This window comes from Micropruina sp., from assembly GCF_047602385.1.
GTDB lineage: Bacteria > Actinomycetota > Actinomycetes > Propionibacteriales > Propionibacteriaceae > Micropruina.
In genome coordinates this window covers 711,839-728,975 of the sequence record NZ_JASGHL010000005.1, presented here as the reverse complement: position 1 = coordinate 728,975, position 17,137 = coordinate 711,839, and the positions used below count along the sequence as shown (strand labels likewise).

Genomic DNA, 17,137 nt, shown 5'->3' with positions numbered 1-17,137 from the left:
TGTCCAAGAGAACCGTCCCCGGTGACCGAGAGAACCGTCCCCTGTGACCAAAGAGAACCGTCCCCGGTGACCGAGAGAACCGTCCCCTTGGTCACCGGGGACGGTTCTTCTGGTCACTCGTCCACTCGGTATCCAGATTTATTCGTCCATTCAGGTATTTAACTACAAGACTATTTGTCGACAAATATCCTTGCTGCAGCAGGCTTCGGCGGGACGAGAGCGCCGCCAGCGGGGATCACCGGTAGCCTCGGCTGCGTGATGACTGCCGAGGATGCCCCAGCCGTCCGATCCGCGCTGCTGCGTTACCGGGTGATGGCCTGGATCGTCGGGGTCCTGTTGGTGGTGCTGGTCTGCGTCGGCGTGCCGCTGAAGTACCTCGGTCACAACGACACCGTGGTGATGTGGACGGGAGTGCCACATGGCTGGCTGTACATGCTGCTGCTGATCACCGCCTACGATCTGGGACGCCGGGTGAACTGGCCCTGGCTGCGGCTGATCCTGATCGCATTGGCGGGAACTGTGCCGTTCCTGTCGTTCGTGGCCGAGCGCTATGCGACCAGGGACGTCCGGGAGCGGCTACTCGCCGTCCGGTGAGCCCATGCCCGAGCCCATTCCCGGTGAACCGGCGCGGCGCTTGCCCATGCTGTGAGCGATCCGCCAACTCATCCCCAGACCGAACAGCGCGAACACCCACCACTGCAGGGCGTAGCCGCTGTTGCGCCATGAGCCTTCGCCCTCGGGCAGGGTGACGGTGGCGGGGGACAGGCCCTGCCGGGCCGATTCCTCGCCGCTCAGCGTGACGAAGCCGGGCATCAACGGCTCGGTCCAGAGTTGCGCGAGCTGTGGCAGGCGAACCGAGCCCAGATCATAACCCCTAGCCAAAGCATGATCGGCGCCGGGTTCGGACGGCAGGAAGATACCCACCTCGGACCGTTCACCCGACGGGGCCACTCCCGCCTCCGCGCCTCGCGCGACGGTGCCGCGGACCACCGGCAGCACCCGTCCGTCCGACAGCTGCAGCGCCGACAGCACCCGCACCACGCCGTCCGGACCCAGTACCAGCACCTGCTGGCCGGCCAGGTAGTGGCCCGAGACGGTGACCGGCTTGCCGTAGATGTCGCCGACGGTGCCGTTGGGCGCGACAAAGTCGAGCAGCGCGACCGGAGCTTGCTGCGCCCGGGCGTGTGCTGAGGCGTTGCCCTGGTCGGTGAACACCTGGAGCTGCCACAGTCCGAGCCAGGTCATCACTGCGGCAACCAGCACCCCGGCCAGGATGACCAGGGTCTGCTTGACCCGCAACGGCACGGGTCAGCCCCGGAGGACGGCCGGGCCGCGGTCGTGGGCGTGCCGGACCAGCGCGGCGCACAGTTCGCCGAAGTCCTCCCCGGCAGCCTCGACCGCCAGCGGCACCAGCGACGTCTCGGTCATCCCCGGCGACACATTGGTCTCGATGAACACCGGCCCGTCGGCGCCGACGATCAGGTCGGTGCGGGACAGGTCGCGCAGGCCGATCTGGCTGTGCACCTGCAACGCCAGCGCGGCGGCGGCCGCGGCGTCCTCGTCGGACAGTTCGGCGGGGCAGAGGAACCGGGTCTCCCCGGCGGTGTACCGGGCGGTGTAGTCATACACCCCCGAGCGGGGCCGGATCTCCACCGCCGGGAGCGCGCGCGGACCGTCCCCGGTGTCGACAACGGTGACGGCCACCTCGGTGCCCTCGATGAACTGCTCCACCACGGCGGTCTCACCGTAGGCGTAGGCGGCCACCATCGCCGCCGGCAGCGCCGCGGCCTCGGTCACCTTGGTGCAGCCCAGCGCCGATCCGCTGCGGCAGGGCTTGACCATCAGCGGTAGTCCGAGTCGATCCACGATGGACGCGACTAGGGCGCGGGCGCCGAGCTCGCGGAAGACCGAGTTCGGCAGCGCGACCTGGGCGGGTTTGGTCACCTCCAGCAGCGGCGTGCAGATCGACTTGTCGAACGCCCGCTGCGAGGCGGGTCCGGTGGAACCGACATAGGGGACGCCGAACAGGTCCAGCACCTGGCGCAGCGATCCGTCCTCGCCGTCGCCGCCGTGCAGCACCGGGAACACCACGGCGCCGGGGTGGCCGGCCAGCAGTTCGAGCAGTCCGTCGGTCATGTCGGACTCCACCACCAAGATGCCTTGGCCGCGCAGGGCCTGGGCGACCCGGCGTCCGGAGCGCAGCGAGACATCGCGTTCGTGGGAGAGTCCTCCAGCGAGGACGACGACTGTGTCCGGGTGGCGGTTCATGATCGATCCTCAGGTGATGTCCGGCGCGGGACCGGAGGTGACGTCGCGGTAAAGGTGTTCGCCGGCGCCGATGCCGAAGGTGTGCAGGGTATCGAGTTCGTCGCGCAGCACCTCGCCGAGCCGGCGGGTGCCCTCCAGGATCCGCTCCGGGGTGGGGAAGCAGTACGACAGCCGCATGTTCCGGCTGCCCAGCCCGTCGGCGAAGAACGCCGTCCCTGGTACGTAGGCGACCCGGGCGGAGACGGCGCGGGGCAGCATCGACTGGGAGTCGAGCCCCTCCGGCAGGGTCACCCAGACGAAGAAGCCGCCGGTGGGGTGCGTCCAGGTGGTTCCGGCCGGCATGTTCTCGACCAGGCCCTGCAGCATCGCGTCCCGCCGCGACCGGTACATGTCGCGGAACACCTGGATCTGAGCGCGCCAGTCGAACTGGTGCAGGTAGGTCGAGATGGCGTACTGGCTGAACACCGGGGGAGCCAGGGTCGCCGACTCCTGGGCCAGCGTCAGCTTCTCCCGGACGGCGTGCGGTGCCAGCGCCCAGCCGATCCGGAATCCTGGCGCGAAGGTCTTCGAGAACGAGCCCAGGTAGACCACCCGGTCGCTCTCCATCGAGCGCAGCGCGGGCATCGGCTCGCCCTCGATCGCCAGCAGGCCGTACGGGTTGTCCTCGACGATCAGGATGCCGGTCTCGTCGGCGACCTCGATCAGTTCGCGCCGCCGGTCGATGGTCTGGCTGACCCCGGTCGGGTTCTGGTAGTTCGGGATGGTGTACAGGAACTTCACCGGACGGCCGGCCGCCCGGCAGGCGGCGACCGCCGCCCGGACGGCGTCCGGGATGATGCCGAACTCGTCCATCGCGACGTGCACGATCTGCACCTGGTAGGCGCGGAAGGTGCCGATCGCGCCCACATAGGACGGCGCCTCGGCCAGGATCACGTCGCCCGGATCGCAGAATACCCGGGTGACCAGGTCGAGGGCCTGCTGCGAACCGCAGCTGACCACGACGTCGTCGGGGTGGGCGTCGATGCCCTCCTCGGCCATCACCTCGGTGATCTGCTCGCGCATGAAGGGTTCACCCTGGCCCGAGCCGTACTGCATCGCCTGGGTGCCGCGCTCGCGGATCAGCGTCGACATCGCCTCGCCCAGGGCTTCGCGCGGCAGGTCGGCGATGTTCGGCATCCCGCCGGCCAGCGAGACCACCTCGGGCCGGTTGGCCACCGAGAACAAGGCCCGGACGGCGGAAACGGTGAGTCCATGGGTGCGTTCGGCATAGGTGTCGATCCACGGGTCGAGCACGGTGTCACGACGCGGAACGGGCTCGGGCAGGCTCACCGGCCCAGCTTATGCCAGTGCCTAAGATGAGGCCGGGAGGGCAACGTGGTCAGCTTCGAACTGGTAGGGCCGGCAGTCGTCCGGGCCATGAGTTGCCCGCGCTGTGGCCGCGGCATGCCGCTCGATGAAGCGGGCATGGTGGCTGCGCAGGCCGCCTGGGGCTGGTGCGGTGCCGTCGCCACCGAGGCCGACCAGCGGGTTGGGCTGCTGCTGATGGCAGCGGGGGCACCTACCGATCCCCGGGTGACGATGGCGCGGATCGGTGCCGCCTGGATGGCCGAGCCCTATACCGGCCGCGGTCACGGCCGCGCTCTGCTGCAAACCCTGCTGGGTGGACTTTCCCGGGCCAAAGTGGCGACCGTGCTGGCTGGTTCCGAGCCGAACCGAGGCTGCGCGGCGTTACCGGCCGGATTCCTGGCGGCGACCGGCTTCCTGCCGATCGCCACCAGCACCTGGCGGCTCGATCTGGCCACCGCCGTCCCGGCGACCAAACGCTCCGCGCTCGATCAGCTCGGACGCCTGGTGCAGGCGGTGCGCCCGGTGGCGCCGCCGGAACCGGCCCGGCGGCTACCGATCAGATGAACTCGTCCAGGGCGCGGATCAGTGCAGCCTTGGTCTTGCCGCCGGTGAACGACTTCACCACCTCGCCACCGGAGAAGATCTGGATGGTCGGCAACCCCAGCACGCCCTGTTCGGTGGGCACCCGCGGATTGGTGTTGGTGTCGAGGGAGTAGAAGTCGATCCGGTCGCCGAACTCGCCGGCAAGCTCCTCGATGATCGGGGCGATCTGGCGGCACGGCGCGCACCAGTCAGCCCAGTAGTCGACCAGGACCGGCTTGCCGGCACGGATCACCTTCGAATCGAAGGTCTCATCGGTGATGGCGGTGACGTTGGCCACGGGGATTCCTCTCGTTGCGATGGGGGGACGCGTCGGATCAGACGATAGCTTCGAGCTCGGACAGTTCAGCGATGTCGGAGATCTCGGCGAGATACCGTTCGGCGTCCAGGGCGGCCGAGCAGCCGGTGCCGGCCGCGGTGATCGCCTGGCGGTAGGTGTGGTCGACCAGGTCGCCGGCGGCGAACACACCAGACAGGTTGGTCCGGGTCGATCCGGGCTGGACCAGCACGTAGCCGGCGGCGTCGGTCTCGACCTGGCCCTGCACCAGCTGGGAGCGGGGATCGTGGCCGATCGCGATGAAGCAGCCCTGTACCGGCAGGTCGCGCTGCTCGCCGGTGATCGTGTCGGTCAGGGTGAGCGAGGTCAGTGACTGGTCGCCGTTGATGGACGCGACCGCCGAGTTCCAGGCGAAGGCGATCTTCGGGTCCGCCTCGGCGCGGGCGATCATGATCTTGGACGCCCGCAGCTCGTCGCGGCGGTGCACGACGGTGACCGAAGAGGCGAACCGGGACAAGAAGGTGGCCTCTTCCAGGGCGGAGTCGCCGCCGCCGATCACGGCGATGTCCTTGTCGCGGAAGAAGAAGCCGTCGCAGGTGGCACACCAGCTGACCCCGCGTCCGGACAACCGGTCCTCGCCGGGCAGGCCGAGTCGTCGGTAGCCGGAGCCCATCGCCAGGATGACCGCCTTGGCCAGGTGCACGGTGCCGTCGGAGTCGGTCACCGACTTGACCAGGCCGGTCAGGTCGGCCTCGACGATGTCGTCGGTGACGATCCGGGCGCCGAACCGTTCGGCCTGCGCCCGCAGGTTGGCCATCAGGTCGGGGCCCATGATGCCCTCGGGGAAGCCGGGGAAGTTCTCCACGTCGGTGGTGTTCATCAGTGCGCCTCCGGACTCCAGCGCGCCCTCGAAGACCAGCGGCTTGAGGTCGGCGCGGGCGGCGTAGATCGCGGCGGTGTAGCCCGAAGGGCCCGACCCGATGATGATCACGTCGTGAATCTCTGACATGGCGTCCTTTGCGGAGTGTGGCGTGGCCTCAGCCTAACCAATACGGCCGGCGCTGTGATCTGGGCAACCACCGGGCCGACCGGGCTATTCCCCGACCCCCGCAGCGGCTTCAGCTGTGCTCGGTCCAGCCGAGCTCGTCCCAGACCCGGGCCGGGATCAGCCGGTCCACCCGGTCCAGCACATAGGTCGGCGCGCGGTCCGGCTCCAGCGCCTGGACGTCGTCGGCGGTTGCCTCACCGGTGAGCACCAGGCCGGACGACATCGAAGCCTCCAGCGCCATCTGGATGTCGGTCTGCAACCGGTCACCGACCATCATCGAGTTCTCGACGCGGGCGTCCAGGCCGGCCATGGTGACCTGCAACATGATCGGGTCGGGCTTGCCCAGTGACTTGGCGCAGCGCGTCCGGGTGCAGGCCTCGATGGCGGCGGTGATGGCCGCGCAGTCCGGCTCGCCGCGTCCGCCGGGGAAGGGGCAGAACCGATCGGGATTGGTCTCGATCAGGAACGCCCGCTGGTGGAACCAGATCGCGTCGAAGGCGATCTGCAGTTTGCGGTAGTCGAATCCGCGGTCGTAGCTGGCGATCACGATGTCGATCTGCTCGGGATCCTCGCTCAGGGTGAAGCCCGCTGCTCGTAGTGCCCGTTTCAGCGGTTCCTCGCTGATCGGGAAGAGCACGGCGTCGGGATGGTTCAGCTGCAACCACTTCGTGGTGGTGACGATGGTGTTGGCGATCTCGTCGACGGGGGTCGGCAGCCCGAGCGCGGTCAGCTTGGCCGCGTACATCTCCGGGTCCTTGGTGGGGTTGTTGGAGAGGTAGCGGATCGGGATCTCCCGTCGGCGCAGCTCACCGATCAGCCGCGCCGCGCCGGGCAACAGCTGATCGCCCAGGAAGATGGTGCCGTCCATGTCGAAGACGTAGGCGTCATAGAACCTGTCCGGACGGTGCAGGACGTCGGTCATGACGCAATCCTGCCGCCCGGATCAGGATCGCCCGCCATTCGTACTCCTTTGCACGACGCACCTGCCCATCGACGGGCCAGCCGCGGCAGAAACCTACTCGATCTTGGTGCCGTCCGTCACAGCTTCTTCAGGGAAGCGGGCAGTGAGTGAGACCTCACGCCGGCGCGCGGACCACCCGCACCTGCTGGTCGCGAAGCTGGGCGACCACCTCGTCGGGGGTCTGCGCGTCCATCACCACCTGGTCGAAGTCGGTCATCGAGGCGAAGGTGTGAAGTGCGCGCCGGTCCAGCTTGGTGTGGTCGAGCAACAGGATCGGACGAGCGGCGGAGGCCATCATCGCCCGCTTCACCTGGACGCAGTCCTCATAGGGATGGAAGCACTGCAGATCGCTGATCCCGGACGCCGACACCAGGAAGTAGTCGGCCCGGACTCCGGCGATCACCGCGGTGGTGGTCTGGCCCACCATCGCCTCCGCCCAGCCCTGATACTCGCCGCCGATGACGAACAGCCGCACCCCGGAGCGCCGCTCAAGCTCGCGAGCCACCAGCATCGAGTTCGTCACCACGGTGATCGGCACCACCTCGAGCATCCGCAACACCCACAGGGCCGTGGTGGAGTCGTCGATCAGGATGGAACTGCCGGGCCTGATCTGGCCGGCGACGTAGCGGGCGACCTGCTGCTTCAGTTCGGCGTTCTGGTTCACCCGGATGCTCGCCGCGATCTCATTGAGGCCGGTGGCGACCGCGGTCACCTGGCCACGATGACGTACCAGGACGCCGGCATCTTCGAGTGCCTCGATGTCGCGGTAGACGGTCATCGCCGACACGCCGGTGAGTTCGACCAGCTGCTCGATCGAGGCGGAACCGCTCTCGACGACGCGCTCGGCGATCACCATCCGTCGTTCGCGCAACGCCCCGGCGGAGCCCCGGCCCCGTCCCCCCTTTGTCGTCACCGCTGCATCCTTCGCTTAGGGTCACGGTCATCATGCCGTATCTGTTACGGCTCTCATCAATCTGCGCGCACAAACGACGGCGACGTGATGAGGGCCGCACGTCGAACGCCGGGCACTAGGTTGGTGGTTCCGGTTTGGAAGGAGTTCCCGATGGCGACCCTGGCGATTCTGGGTTCCGGAATCATGGCCACCGCGCTGGCTACTCCGCTCACCGACAACGGCCATCAGGTGCGTCTGGTCGGCACTCATCTCGACCGGACCATCATCGATTCGATCACGGCCACCGGCGTCCACCCGAACCTTGCTCTCGCGGTACCCGGGGCGGTCACCGCCTACCAGGTCGAGGATGCCGCGGAGGCCTTCGACGGGGCGGACCTGGTGATGAGCGGCGTCAACTCGTTCGGCGTCGACTGGGCCGGCGAGCAGCTCGCGGGCCTGCTCCGTCCGGGTCAGCATGTGATCGCGCTGGCCAAGGGCATGCAGTCCGACGCCGACGGCAACCTGACCATCCTGCCCCGGGCACTGATGGCGCATCTCCCGGACGAACTGCGTAGCCAGGTGTCGATTTCGGCCATCGCCGGGCCGTCCATCGCCGGCGAGGTGGCGATCCGCCGGCACACCAGCGTTGTGTTCGCCGGTGAGGACGCCGAGGTGCTGGCGATGTGGAAGGAGCTGTTCGAGACCGACTTCTATCACGTCTGGACGAGCACCGACTTCGTCGGCGTCGAGGTGTGTGCGGCGACGAAGAACTGCTACGCCTTCGGGGCCGGCTTCATGCACGGTCAGTTGAAGGCGCTGGCCGAGAACGATCCGGCCGGGGCCAAGGACCGGTACGTCAACTACAACTACGGGGCAGCCCTGTTCGGCCAGGCGGCGGTGGAGATGACCCAGTTCATGGACCTGCTCGGCGGGCAGCCGTCCACCGTGCTCGGACTGCCCGGCATCGGGGATTGCTTCGTCACCTCGATGGGCGGCCGCAACGTGAAGGTCGGCACCCTGGTCGGTGCCGGTCTGACGTTCACCGAGGCCCTGGCCCAGATGCCGGGGGTGACCCTGGAGGGCGTGGCGGCGATCAAGGTGATCGGCGATGCCTTCGAGCGGCTCACCGAGCGCGGCGTCCTGACGTCCGATCAGTTCCCGCTGTTGCGCCACCTGCATGCCGTGGTGGCCAAGGACGCCGCCGTCGACGTCCCCTGGAAGACCTTCTTCGGCAGCAACGGCTCCGGAGTCTGAAAAGGTGACCAAAAGAACCGTCCCCTCGGTCACCGGGGACGGTTCTCTTGGTCACTTTCAGCTGAGGCCGTAGCCCTGGTGGACCAGGAAGATCGGGTGCTCGACGGCGGCGCCCGAACCCTTCCGGATCTGCCAGCGGCAGGTCTCGGTGTCGCACATGGCGAACTCGGGGTTCACCTCGCGCACCTTGTCGAACAGCGGTTTGCCGACGGCCTGGGCGATCGCGTACTTCTCCTTCTTCAGCCCGTAGGTGCCGGCGATGCCGCAGCAGGTGGCACCCGATTCGATCGCCTCGACGCCCGGGATCAGCTTGAGCACTTCCATGGCGGGCTGGCCCATGCCCTGGGACTTCAGCTGGCAGGGGGCGTGGTAGACCGCGGTGAGCGGGATCTCCTTGAACGCCGTGGGCAGTTCGCCGGCGTCGTGCAGCTCCAGCAGGAACTCCATGATGTCGCGGATCCGGGTGCCGACGTCGGCCAGCCGGGCGTCGTCGACGCCCATGATCTCGTGCGCCTCGTGCTTGAGCATCCCGGTGCAGGAGCCGGACGAGCTGATGATGGTCAGGTCGCGCCCGGACGCGCGCAGGTCGTCGCACAGCTTGAGCACCTTGGCGCTGGCCCCGTCGAACAGGCCGTTGGACTGCTCGGCCAGACCGCAGCAGCCCTGCTTGGGCACCAGCACCTCATAGCCGAGATGCTCCAGCACCTCGATCGACTTCTTGGACGTCTCGACCTCGAAGTAGCCGCCGGCGCAGCCGTGGAAGAAGATGACCGGCCCGCGGGTGGCGGGCTTGGCGGTCTTCGTCCGCTTCTTCAGCCAGCCGGTGATGGTCTGGGTGTTGGCGTGCGGCATCGGGGCGTCCCGGTGGATGCCGAGCACCTTCTCGACCACGGTGCGCAGCGGCTTGATCGACAGCGCGGCGTTGGCCACCGGTGCCATCGGGGTCATCGCGCGGCCCATCAGCGTGGTCTGGGTGATCAGCCGGTCGCGCAACGGCATCTCGTCGGCCTTCATCACCGCGCGGGCCTGGCCGTTCAGTTCGGCGATCTTGACGCCTTGCGGGCAGGCCAGGGTGCAGGCACCGCACGAGCTGCAGTAGTCGAGCGAGTGGTCGACCGACTCGCCGTGCCGGAACCGCTCGGCCTGCGGGCCGACGAACTTCGGCCCGGTGAACTTCGGCGTCACCGCGGCGACCGGGCAGTGCGTCTCGCAGATCGTGCACTTCACACAATGGTCGAGGGACGCCCGGGCGACCTGGGTCTGGGCGAACTCGAGGCCCTCGGAGGAGGCGTTCATGAGGCTGCTCCTTGTGTCGTGGCGGACGATGCGGCGGCGAGGATCGAGTCGGCGGCCCGGACGGCGCTGGCGACGGCGATACCCTCGCCGGACTTCTCCTGCCAGCGGGTGGCGCCGGCCAGGATGCCGCCGGCGGCGTACAGGTTGTCGTAGACAGCGTCCCCGCCGGGGTGGTGGACCAGCAGGTCGGGGCCGGTTTCGACACCGACGGTGAACAGCGGTTGCGGGTCGCCCCAGTAGTCGCCGTGCACCAGCGCACCCTCGGGACGCCGTAGCGGCAGATCGAAGATCGACTCGCGCACGTTGTGGTACGAATCTGCCGACAGTGCACCGGACTCGAATCCCCCGGTGGCAAGCAGGAACGCGTCCGCCGCGAACTCGCGGATGCCGCCGGCGGTGGCGAGTTGCACGCAGGCCACCGACCGGCCCGAGGTCCGGAAGCCGGTCACCCGGCTGCCCGGCACCACCCGGACGCCGGACGCCTTCGCCACCGCGGTGAGGGTGCGGTTCAACCGCATCCCCGGCACGGACGGCGGCGGCAGCGGAATCTCGAACACCGGTGCCCCGATCAGTTCGGCGATCTCGGACCAAGCGGTGTGGTCGTCGAGGCCGAGGACGGCGGGCAGGCCGACGCTCTCGCCTTCCTTGACCAGTGGCTTGAGCGCGGCAGCGAACCGCTTGCGGGTGGCCGGGTCGTCCAGCGCGCGGGCGTAGGTGAGGCCGGATGAATCCACCTCGTTCTCGCGGGCCGGGAAGTCGAGCATCACCGGACGCGCCTCGAGCCGTCCGCCGCCTGCCAGACCGAGACTGCCCAGATCAGTGCGGTTCAGGTTGTAGGCGACCAGTTCCGGATAGAAGTCCTTCAGCTGGGCGAGACCGACGATGACGAACTTCGCGCCGTCGACGCAGGCGCCCGCAGTCATACTGGGCGAGGCCAGTGCGGTGGGCCGGACGGCGCCGACCGCGGTCGGCAGCTGCAGGTTGACCGCCGGATCGCCGACCAGCAGCTCGGAGCCGACCAGTTCGGCGACGTAGCTCGCGGACGAACCGACCAGTTCGGCGTCCAGGAACGCGTAGGGATGGCCGGGATTGGCCTGCGCGAACTCGCCCAGGGCGTCCAGCGGCCGCTCGACCCGGTCAGGCCCGTAACCGAGGATGTCGATCGTGCCCTGGGAGAGCTGCAGGCCGCCGGTGCCCTTGGCCAACAGGGCCACCGATGCACCGGCCCGGGCCAGCCGGATGGCCGCGACCAAGCCGGCGACACCGGCTCCGATCACTATCACGCGGGTCATCACACGACCTCCTGATGTGTCGGGCCGGGCAGGTGTTCGACGTCCAAGGTGCCCTGGAAGATCCAGTTGTCCAGCGCGGTCTGCCGGACCTGGTCGCCGTACAGGATCGGCCAGATGCCGATCCAGCGGTTCTTCAGGAACAGCCGCACCAGCCCGGTGGCCCGCTCAATGTCGATGTGCTCGGACTGCAGCGCCACCCCGGTGGCCCGCATCGAGCAGAAGCCGCCCTGACAAGGACCCATGCCGAGCCGCAGCTGGCGGCGCAGGTCGTCGAAGCTGCCCTTGGGCTGGTCGGCAAGGGCCCGGGTGAACATGCCCTTGCTCATCAGCTCGCACTCGCACAGGATCTGGTCCTCGGTGCGGTCGTGCTCGCGTTCTTCGAGCCGGTGGGTGATGACGTAGTTCTTCTTGTCCTCCGAGCCGGGCACCTGCTCGTCGGCTGTCCGGCACGGACGGCTCTCGCCCAGCTGGGCGCACATCGCGTTCACCACGTTCTCGGCCATCAGCCGGTAGGTGGTCAGCTTGCCGCCGGCGATGGTGAGCAGGCCCTTCAGGCCGTCGCGCTCGGAGTGGTCGATGATCGACATGCCGCGGCTCATGTGCCGGGTGTCGCCCGAGCCGACCCGGGAGTCCTTGACCAGCGGACGCGCACCCGCCCAGGCGTGGATGGCGCGGGCGTTGCGGAAGCCGGGAACCAGCAGTTCGCCGCAGTCCATCATCTGCTGCACCTCGTCCCAGGCGATCTGCAGCTTGTCCGGGTCGTCGGCCTTCTGGTCGGTGGTGCCGATGATGCACACGGTATGCACCGGCACCAGGATGTCGCCGTCGGCGGGGTAGGTGAGCCGGTTGATCACCGAGTTGGTGAGCCGGTGGTTCATCGCGATCATGATGCCGGCGCCGGGCACCACCTGGACGTCGGGGCAGCCGGCCATGTGGGCGATCTGGCCACCCCAGGCAGCGGCACAGTTGAGCACGAAGTTGGTGTTGATCCGCACCTCTTCGCCGGTCTTCTCGTCGGTGCAGACCACCTGAGAGACGCGGTCGCCGTCGCGGTTGATCGTGGTCACCCGGTGGTAGGTGAGGATCTTCGCGCCGTACTGCTTGGCCGAGTTGGCGGCGCTCCAGACCAGCTGCCAGCCGTCGACCGAGCCGTCCTCGACCTTGAAGGCCCGGGAGATCTTCGGGTTGACCCGGGGCTCGGCCTTCAGCACTTCGGCGGTCGACACCTCCTCGAACGGCACCCTGGTGTCGGTGGCGCCCTTGGCCCAGTCATCGCCCCAGGCCGGGTCGTCGACCTGAGTGGCGACGAAGTAGCCGCCGGTGCGCTCCACGGCGTGGGATTGGATCCGGCTGATGATGGCGTTCTCTTCGGCGCACTCGGTGGCCGAGTGCGGATCGCTGACCACGTAGCGTCCGCCGGAGTGCAGCAGGCCGTGATAGCGACCCGTGGTGCCTTGGCCGAGGTCGGCCCGGTCGACCAGGATCGCCGAATAGCCGCGCATCGCCACGTCCCGGACCACACCGGCACCGGTCGATCCGCCGCCCACGACCACAATGTCTGCGGAGAGGGTTTTCACGTACGTCCTCCGATCGACCGACGGTGTCGTCCTCCACGACGTCCCGTCAATGGGCTCGTTGACCAGGCATTCCGCGCTCTCGGAGCATCGTCGATGCTTGATTCAATCGCACGGTACCCGAGCCCTATACGCATCTGGTACGCCTTTCGCGCCGCATTATGAGCAGGATTTTCTTGCCTTTTTCGGTTGGGTTACGACAGGTTGCAGGCTGGATATCCGACGTCGGTCAAATTTCTCCTTCACCCGGCGGCAGTGGAGCAGCTGGCGGCCTAGACTCGGCGGATGGACGTGGATGGCAGGACCCGGGCGACTTCAGCCGGCGTTCGCCAGCGCCGCAGGGCGATCACCACGATGGTGGTGGCCGGGGCGATCGGCCTGGTGTTCACCGGCCTCGCCGTGGCGGCCAGTATCAGCCGTGGCGGCCCCTGGTGGTCCCCTTTGATTCCGGTCGTGCTGGCTGGACCGCTGGTCTGGCTGGTCCTACGGGCGCTGGGACGCCATTCCCGCTGAGCCGGCTCCGACCAACTCGGCCAGGCTCAGCCGGTGCCGCATCAACACCACCTGATAGGGGTTCCAGGTCGACAGCGTGTAGCGCAGCACCAGGCGATCCCCGTCCGCACGGGTATCGAAGATGTACGGCGCGTAGGCGGCCCCGGTGGAGTTCGCCTGCTGCCGGAAGACCGCGTCCCCGACCGGGTCGGTGCCGTCGGCGAACGCCCGGATGAAGCGCTGCGCGGCGTCCGGCGGGTGCATGCCGTCCGCGATCCAGTTCAGCAGCCGCAGCCGGGGCGACCACGGGCCCCAGGGTTGGACGGCGGTGCGCAGAATCACCGCTGGGCCGGCCGGGTCGTCCGGCCCCGCCATCGCCAGCATCAGATAGCGCCCCACCTCGGGCACCCAGCGCACCGACAGCTCGCCATGGGCTCCGGGGGACAGCACGGGCAGCGCGTCGGAGTCGACGGGCGACCACGCGCCCGGACCCGCCCAGTACTCCCGGGCGTCCAGGAACGCCCGGACGTCCCCGCCGGCCAGGCCGGCGGACACTGCCGGCGCGGTCAGATCCACCCGGGCCAGCCGGACGTCGTCGGCGCGGTAGACGCCGGTGCCCCAGATCAGCAGGTGGTCGCCGCAGCGCTGCACCGACACGTTCACGAAGCGATGGTCGGAGAATGTGGCCAGCGGCCGGAAGCGGACCGGGCGGTGACGTTGCTGCGGCGCGATCACCGGAACCGGGGGCGTGGCGCGCGCCAGCACACTGCGTCCCATCGGCTGGGCGTGGCGGAAATGGTTCGAGGTGAAGAACCCGTAGAGCTGAGCGCCGGCACTGAAGGCGTCCAAGGGCACGTCGTACTCGCGCATGGTGACTCGACCGACCCGTCCGCCAAGCCCGCCGCGCAGGCTGAGCGGGGAGCCGTGGAAGCGCACCTCGGGCAGTGCGGCGTCCGGGTTGCGGACTTCGGCGATGGCGTCGCGGGTGCCGAGCCAGGGACGTCCGGACCAATGGGTGTCGCCGAACAGCAGGAAGGTGCGGCCGGCGTGGTCGAACCGGACGCCCAGATCGGTGCCGCGGACGCCGGACAGGGACTCCGAGGAGGACAGCGTCCGGCCCGACCCGGACGGCTGGGTGTCTCGCTCACCGCTGATCTGGGCGACCTTGGCCGACCGCTCCCGGGCGTCCAGAACGGGTTCGTGATCGGCCAGCCGGAGGCAGGCGTGCCGGAGCCAACGGACGCCGCCGGCGCGGACCTGCCGGTGCAGGTGGTAGATCGAGTCGTCCACCTGGACCAGCGCCTGCACCCAGCCCGGCTGCGCCAAGCCGCCGCGCAGCCGGGTGGCGGCGGTGGCCACCGCGATCACCACGCCGGTGCCCCACTCGCGGGCGGCGGACGGGCCGTCCCACACCGGCCGCCGGGGGCCCGGTGGCGTGCGGTCGACCGGTCCGAGGCGCCGCCAGCGCAGCGGCCGAGGGTCGTTGACCGCCCACGCGTAGCAGATCAGGCCGTCCGCCTCGGGCAGGTAGGCGAGCAGCTCGTGCCCGGCGGAACCGGGTCGACCGCGCTGATGCAGGGCGGCCGGGCCGAGCGCGGCGGTGCTGATCGCGTCTCCGCGAAGCCACGGGTTGTCCGGACGGCGCTGGCCGCTGAAGTAGTGGTGGACGGTGAGCGTGCCGTCGTCGTTGCGGCTGCCGACGGCCGCCTCGAGCCGGTGCGGTGCGCCCGGCGGCGTCCAGGCCGACGGCCGGTCGTCCGATTCCAGCAGTGATTCCGGCCCGATCAGCGCCGGTCGGGTGGTCGCCACTACAGCCTGGCCAGCACCGCGCGGGCGGTGCCCTCATCGATGACCAGATCGGTGGTGGTGCCGGCCCGGAGCGCGCCCACCACTGCGACGGCGCGGGAAGGATCCGCCACCACGCAGAGCCGGCGCCGCACCCGCGCCAGTTCGGCGGGGGTCAGCCCGGAAGCCCGGTCGTTGAAGTCGATGTCGGTCCACGATCCGTCCTCGCGCAGCAGCACGGTCGAGACGTCCCCGACCACACCGTCGGCGGCCAGCCGGCGCATCTCGTCCGAGTCCAGGTATCCCGAGGAGTAGACGTGTGAGGGGACCCGCCCGTTGAGGCAGCCGACCCCGAACACGGCGACGTCCATCCGCTGCTGCAGTGCGACCACGCTCTGCACCGAGCGCTCTCGCCACATCGCCTGCTTGGTCTCGGCATAGTCGAAGAACGCCGGCACCGGGAAGTAGACGACCCGGGAGCCGAAGGCGTCGCCGACGCCGGTCAGGATCTCGCCCACATACGGAATGCCCGACGACCACTGGTTGGTGCCCCCGTTCATCTGCACGACGGTGGCCCCGACCAGCGGCTTGGGTTGCAGGTAGTGGACGATGTGCGAGGTCGTCACCCCCCAGGCGACCCCGATGACGTTGTGGTCCGTCACGGTCTCGGAGAGCAGCCGGCCGGCCATCCGGGCGACCTGCTCGAACCGGCGATGGTCGGAGGCGCCCTCCCGCACGTCCACCAGATGCACCTGGACGCCGAACGCCTGGTGCAGCTCGGCGGCCAGCGGTGAGCGCGAGCCGACCTGATCGGTGAGGCTGATCCGAACCAGACCGCTGTGCCGGGCGTCCCTCAACAGCCGGCTGACGGTGGAGCGCGAGAGTCCTAGTTGGTGGGCGATCGCCTCCATGGTTTCGCCCTGGATGTAGTAGCGGGAGGCGGCTTGGTACATCTCGTCGTAGCGGTCGTTCATCGTCCCTCCCTGCACGTGCACGTTCGTGCAAAGACCTAGCGCATGTGTTCACCCCTGGCAAGGCTGCACGAGACTTGGCGGGACGATCGGAAGCGGACGGTCGCCCGGGGGCGTGGGTAGGCATGCATCCCGACACCCCCTGGATCTCCCCGCCGATCCCACCAGGATCGGCGACACTCAGGAACGGCGGCCGGGGATCCCGGCCCTCATGGTGGCACCGCAGATGGTGCCTGAAGGGAGTTGTGGAAATGTCTCTTGCAACCATCTTCCTCTCCGAAACCGTAGGAACAGCGATGCTGCTGTTGCTCGGTGCCGGCGTGGTTGCCAATAACATCTTGCCGAAGAACAAAGGCAACGGAACCGGGTTCCTGATGGTGAACTTCGGCTGGGGTCTCGCCGTTTTTGCCGGTGTCCTGGTTTCGTACAAATCGGGCGGACATCTGAACCCGGCGGTTACCCTCGGTCTGGTCGCTTCGGGGGCCAAAGAGTTCGTCCCGGGAATTCCGGTGAACGCGGCCTCGATCGCCACCTATCTCAGTGCCGAGTTGCTCGGCGCCTTCCTGGGCGCTGTGCTGGCGTGGCTGGCCTACAAGAAGCAGTTCGACGAGGACGCTCCGGCGGGCTTCAAGCTGGGCGTGTTCTCCACCGGTCCCGAGATCCGGAGTCCGCTGTGGAACGTGGTCACCGAGGTCCTCGGAACCTTCGTGCTGGTCTTCGTGGTGCTGGCTGCCGGTCACTGGGGTGACTCGAGCACCCACACCCCGGCCGGCCTGGGCTGGTTGGGAGCGCTCGGGGTGGCACTCCTGGTGGTCGGCATCGGCGCTTCGCTCGGCGGCCCCACCGGCTACGCCATCAACCCGGCCCGTGACCTGGGGCCGCGGGTCGCGCATGCCGTGCTGCCGATTCCCAACAAGGGCTCGTCGGACTGGAGCTACTCCTGGGTCCCGGTGGCCGGCCCGATCATCGGCGGCGTCCTGGCGGGGCTGCTCTCCGGCGTGCTGCTTCCGGCCTGACGCGCACACCTCACCAACCGGGTACCGGACGGCTGCCCACCGAAACCTGGTCACGCCGTCCGGT

General features: G+C 68.8%; 16 protein-coding genes and 1 pseudogene. 5 read left to right on the top strand and 12 right to left on the bottom strand.

Annotated elements, in window-relative coordinates; genetic code table 11:
* Positions 1-267: 267 nt before the first annotated feature.
* Positions 268-594: pseudogene (locus tag QM711_RS18860) on the top strand (DUF3817 domain-containing protein); the annotation flags it as partial.
* Here QM711_RS18860 and QM711_RS18855 read toward each other — a convergent pair.
* The 3 genes from QM711_RS18855 to QM711_RS18845 are packed head-to-tail and all read right to left on the bottom strand — an operon-like array spanning position 577 to position 3,597.
* Positions 577-1,305, bottom strand: coding sequence for an SURF1 family protein (locus tag QM711_RS18855; protein WP_415102194.1), 729 nt, complete (start codon positions 1,303-1,305; stop codon positions 577-579). The pseudogene QM711_RS18860 and the gene QM711_RS18855 overlap by 18 nt on opposite strands.
* 3 nt (positions 1,306-1,308) lie before the next feature.
* On the bottom strand, positions 1,309-2,268 hold the full coding sequence (locus tag QM711_RS18850) for a D-alanine--D-alanine ligase family protein (protein ID WP_415102192.1): 960 nt from the start codon (positions 2,266-2,268) through the stop codon (positions 1,309-1,311).
* Positions 2,269-2,277: 9 nt separating this feature from the next.
* Positions 2,278-3,597, bottom strand: coding sequence for a PLP-dependent aminotransferase family protein (locus tag QM711_RS18845; RefSeq protein ID WP_415102190.1), 1,320 nt, complete (start codon positions 3,595-3,597; stop codon positions 2,278-2,280).
* Positions 3,598-3,642: 45 nt separating this feature from the next.
* Between QM711_RS18845 and QM711_RS18840 the strand changes: the two genes are divergently transcribed.
* Complete coding sequence (locus QM711_RS18840; protein ID WP_415102188.1) at positions 3,643-4,179, top strand: hypothetical protein; 537 nt, start codon at positions 3,643-3,645, stop codon at positions 4,177-4,179.
* On the opposite strand, the gene QM711_RS18835 is transcribed toward QM711_RS18840, so the two are convergent.
* The 4 genes from QM711_RS18835 to QM711_RS18820 all read right to left on the bottom strand — a co-directional run bounded on the left by QM711_RS18835 (position 4,172) and on the right by QM711_RS18820 (position 7,414).
* Positions 4,172-4,495: a thioredoxin family protein gene (locus QM711_RS18835; protein ID WP_415102186.1), complete on the bottom strand. Its 324-nt coding sequence runs from the start codon at positions 4,493-4,495 to the stop codon at positions 4,172-4,174. The genes QM711_RS18840 and QM711_RS18835 overlap by 8 nt on opposite strands.
* A gap of 37 nt (positions 4,496-4,532) precedes the next feature.
* Positions 4,533-5,501: a thioredoxin-disulfide reductase gene (trxB, locus tag QM711_RS18830; RefSeq protein ID WP_415102184.1), complete on the bottom strand. Its 969-nt coding sequence runs from the start codon at positions 5,499-5,501 to the stop codon at positions 4,533-4,535.
* A 109-nt stretch (positions 5,502-5,610) separates the two neighbouring features.
* Positions 5,611-6,462, bottom strand: a complete 852-nt coding sequence (locus tag QM711_RS18825) for an HAD-IIA family hydrolase (protein ID WP_415102182.1) — start codon at positions 6,460-6,462, stop codon at positions 5,611-5,613.
* A 154-nt stretch (positions 6,463-6,616) separates the two neighbouring features.
* Entirely contained in the window at positions 6,617-7,414 is a 798-nt protein-coding gene (locus QM711_RS18820) for a DeoR/GlpR family DNA-binding transcription regulator (protein WP_415102180.1), read from the bottom strand.
* Positions 7,415-7,564: 150 nt separating this feature from the next.
* Here QM711_RS18820 and QM711_RS18815 point away from each other — a divergent pair, with 150 nt between their 5' ends.
* Entirely contained in the window at positions 7,565-8,647 is a 1,083-nt protein-coding gene (locus QM711_RS18815; RefSeq protein WP_415102178.1) for an NAD(P)H-dependent glycerol-3-phosphate dehydrogenase, read from the top strand.
* Positions 8,648-8,704: 57 nt separating this feature from the next.
* On the opposite strand, the gene QM711_RS18810 is transcribed toward QM711_RS18815, so the two are convergent.
* From QM711_RS18810 to glpA, 3 genes are read right to left on the bottom strand one after another with little or no spacing between them, the layout of a single operon-like run.
* Positions 8,705-9,943 carry an anaerobic glycerol-3-phosphate dehydrogenase subunit C gene (locus tag QM711_RS18810; protein ID WP_415102176.1) on the bottom strand — a complete coding sequence of 413 codons (1,239 nt, stop codon included), beginning with the start codon at positions 9,941-9,943 and terminating at the stop codon, positions 8,705-8,707.
* On the bottom strand, positions 9,940-11,235 hold the full coding sequence (glpB, locus tag QM711_RS18805) for a glycerol-3-phosphate dehydrogenase subunit GlpB (protein ID WP_415102174.1): 1,296 nt from the start codon (positions 11,233-11,235) through the stop codon (positions 9,940-9,942). Before glpB ends, QM711_RS18810 begins: the two co-directional genes overlap by 4 nt.
* On the bottom strand, positions 11,235-12,812 hold the full coding sequence (gene glpA, locus QM711_RS18800) for an anaerobic glycerol-3-phosphate dehydrogenase subunit GlpA (protein ID WP_415102172.1): 1,578 nt from the start codon (positions 12,810-12,812) through the stop codon (positions 11,235-11,237). The genes glpB and glpA overlap by 1 nt, the downstream gene beginning before the upstream one ends.
* Before the next feature lie 282 nt (positions 12,813-13,094).
* Here glpA and QM711_RS18795 point away from each other — a divergent pair, with 282 nt between their 5' ends.
* On the top strand, positions 13,095-13,322 hold the full coding sequence (locus QM711_RS18795; RefSeq protein WP_415102170.1) for a hypothetical protein: 228 nt from the start codon (positions 13,095-13,097) through the stop codon (positions 13,320-13,322).
* On the opposite strand, the gene QM711_RS18790 is transcribed toward QM711_RS18795, so the two are convergent.
* Both QM711_RS18790 and QM711_RS18785 read right to left on the bottom strand, forming a co-directional pair.
* Positions 13,293-15,110: a DUF4185 domain-containing protein gene (locus QM711_RS18790; RefSeq protein ID WP_415102168.1), complete on the bottom strand. Its 1,818-nt coding sequence runs from the start codon at positions 15,108-15,110 to the stop codon at positions 13,293-13,295. The two genes, QM711_RS18795 and QM711_RS18790, sit on opposite strands and share 30 nt — an antisense overlap.
* Entirely contained in the window at positions 15,110-16,060 is a 951-nt protein-coding gene (locus tag QM711_RS18785; RefSeq protein WP_415102166.1) for a sugar-binding transcriptional regulator, read from the bottom strand. Before QM711_RS18785 ends, QM711_RS18790 begins: the two co-directional genes overlap by 1 nt.
* Before the next feature lie 248 nt (positions 16,061-16,308).
* On the opposite strand from QM711_RS18785, the gene QM711_RS18780 reads away from it, so the two are divergent.
* Positions 16,309-17,073 (top strand): MIP/aquaporin family protein, encoded by a 765-nt coding sequence (locus QM711_RS18780; protein ID WP_415102164.1) that lies wholly within the window; start codon positions 16,309-16,311, stop codon positions 17,071-17,073.
* The last annotated feature ends 64 nt before the right edge of the window (positions 17,074-17,137 follow it).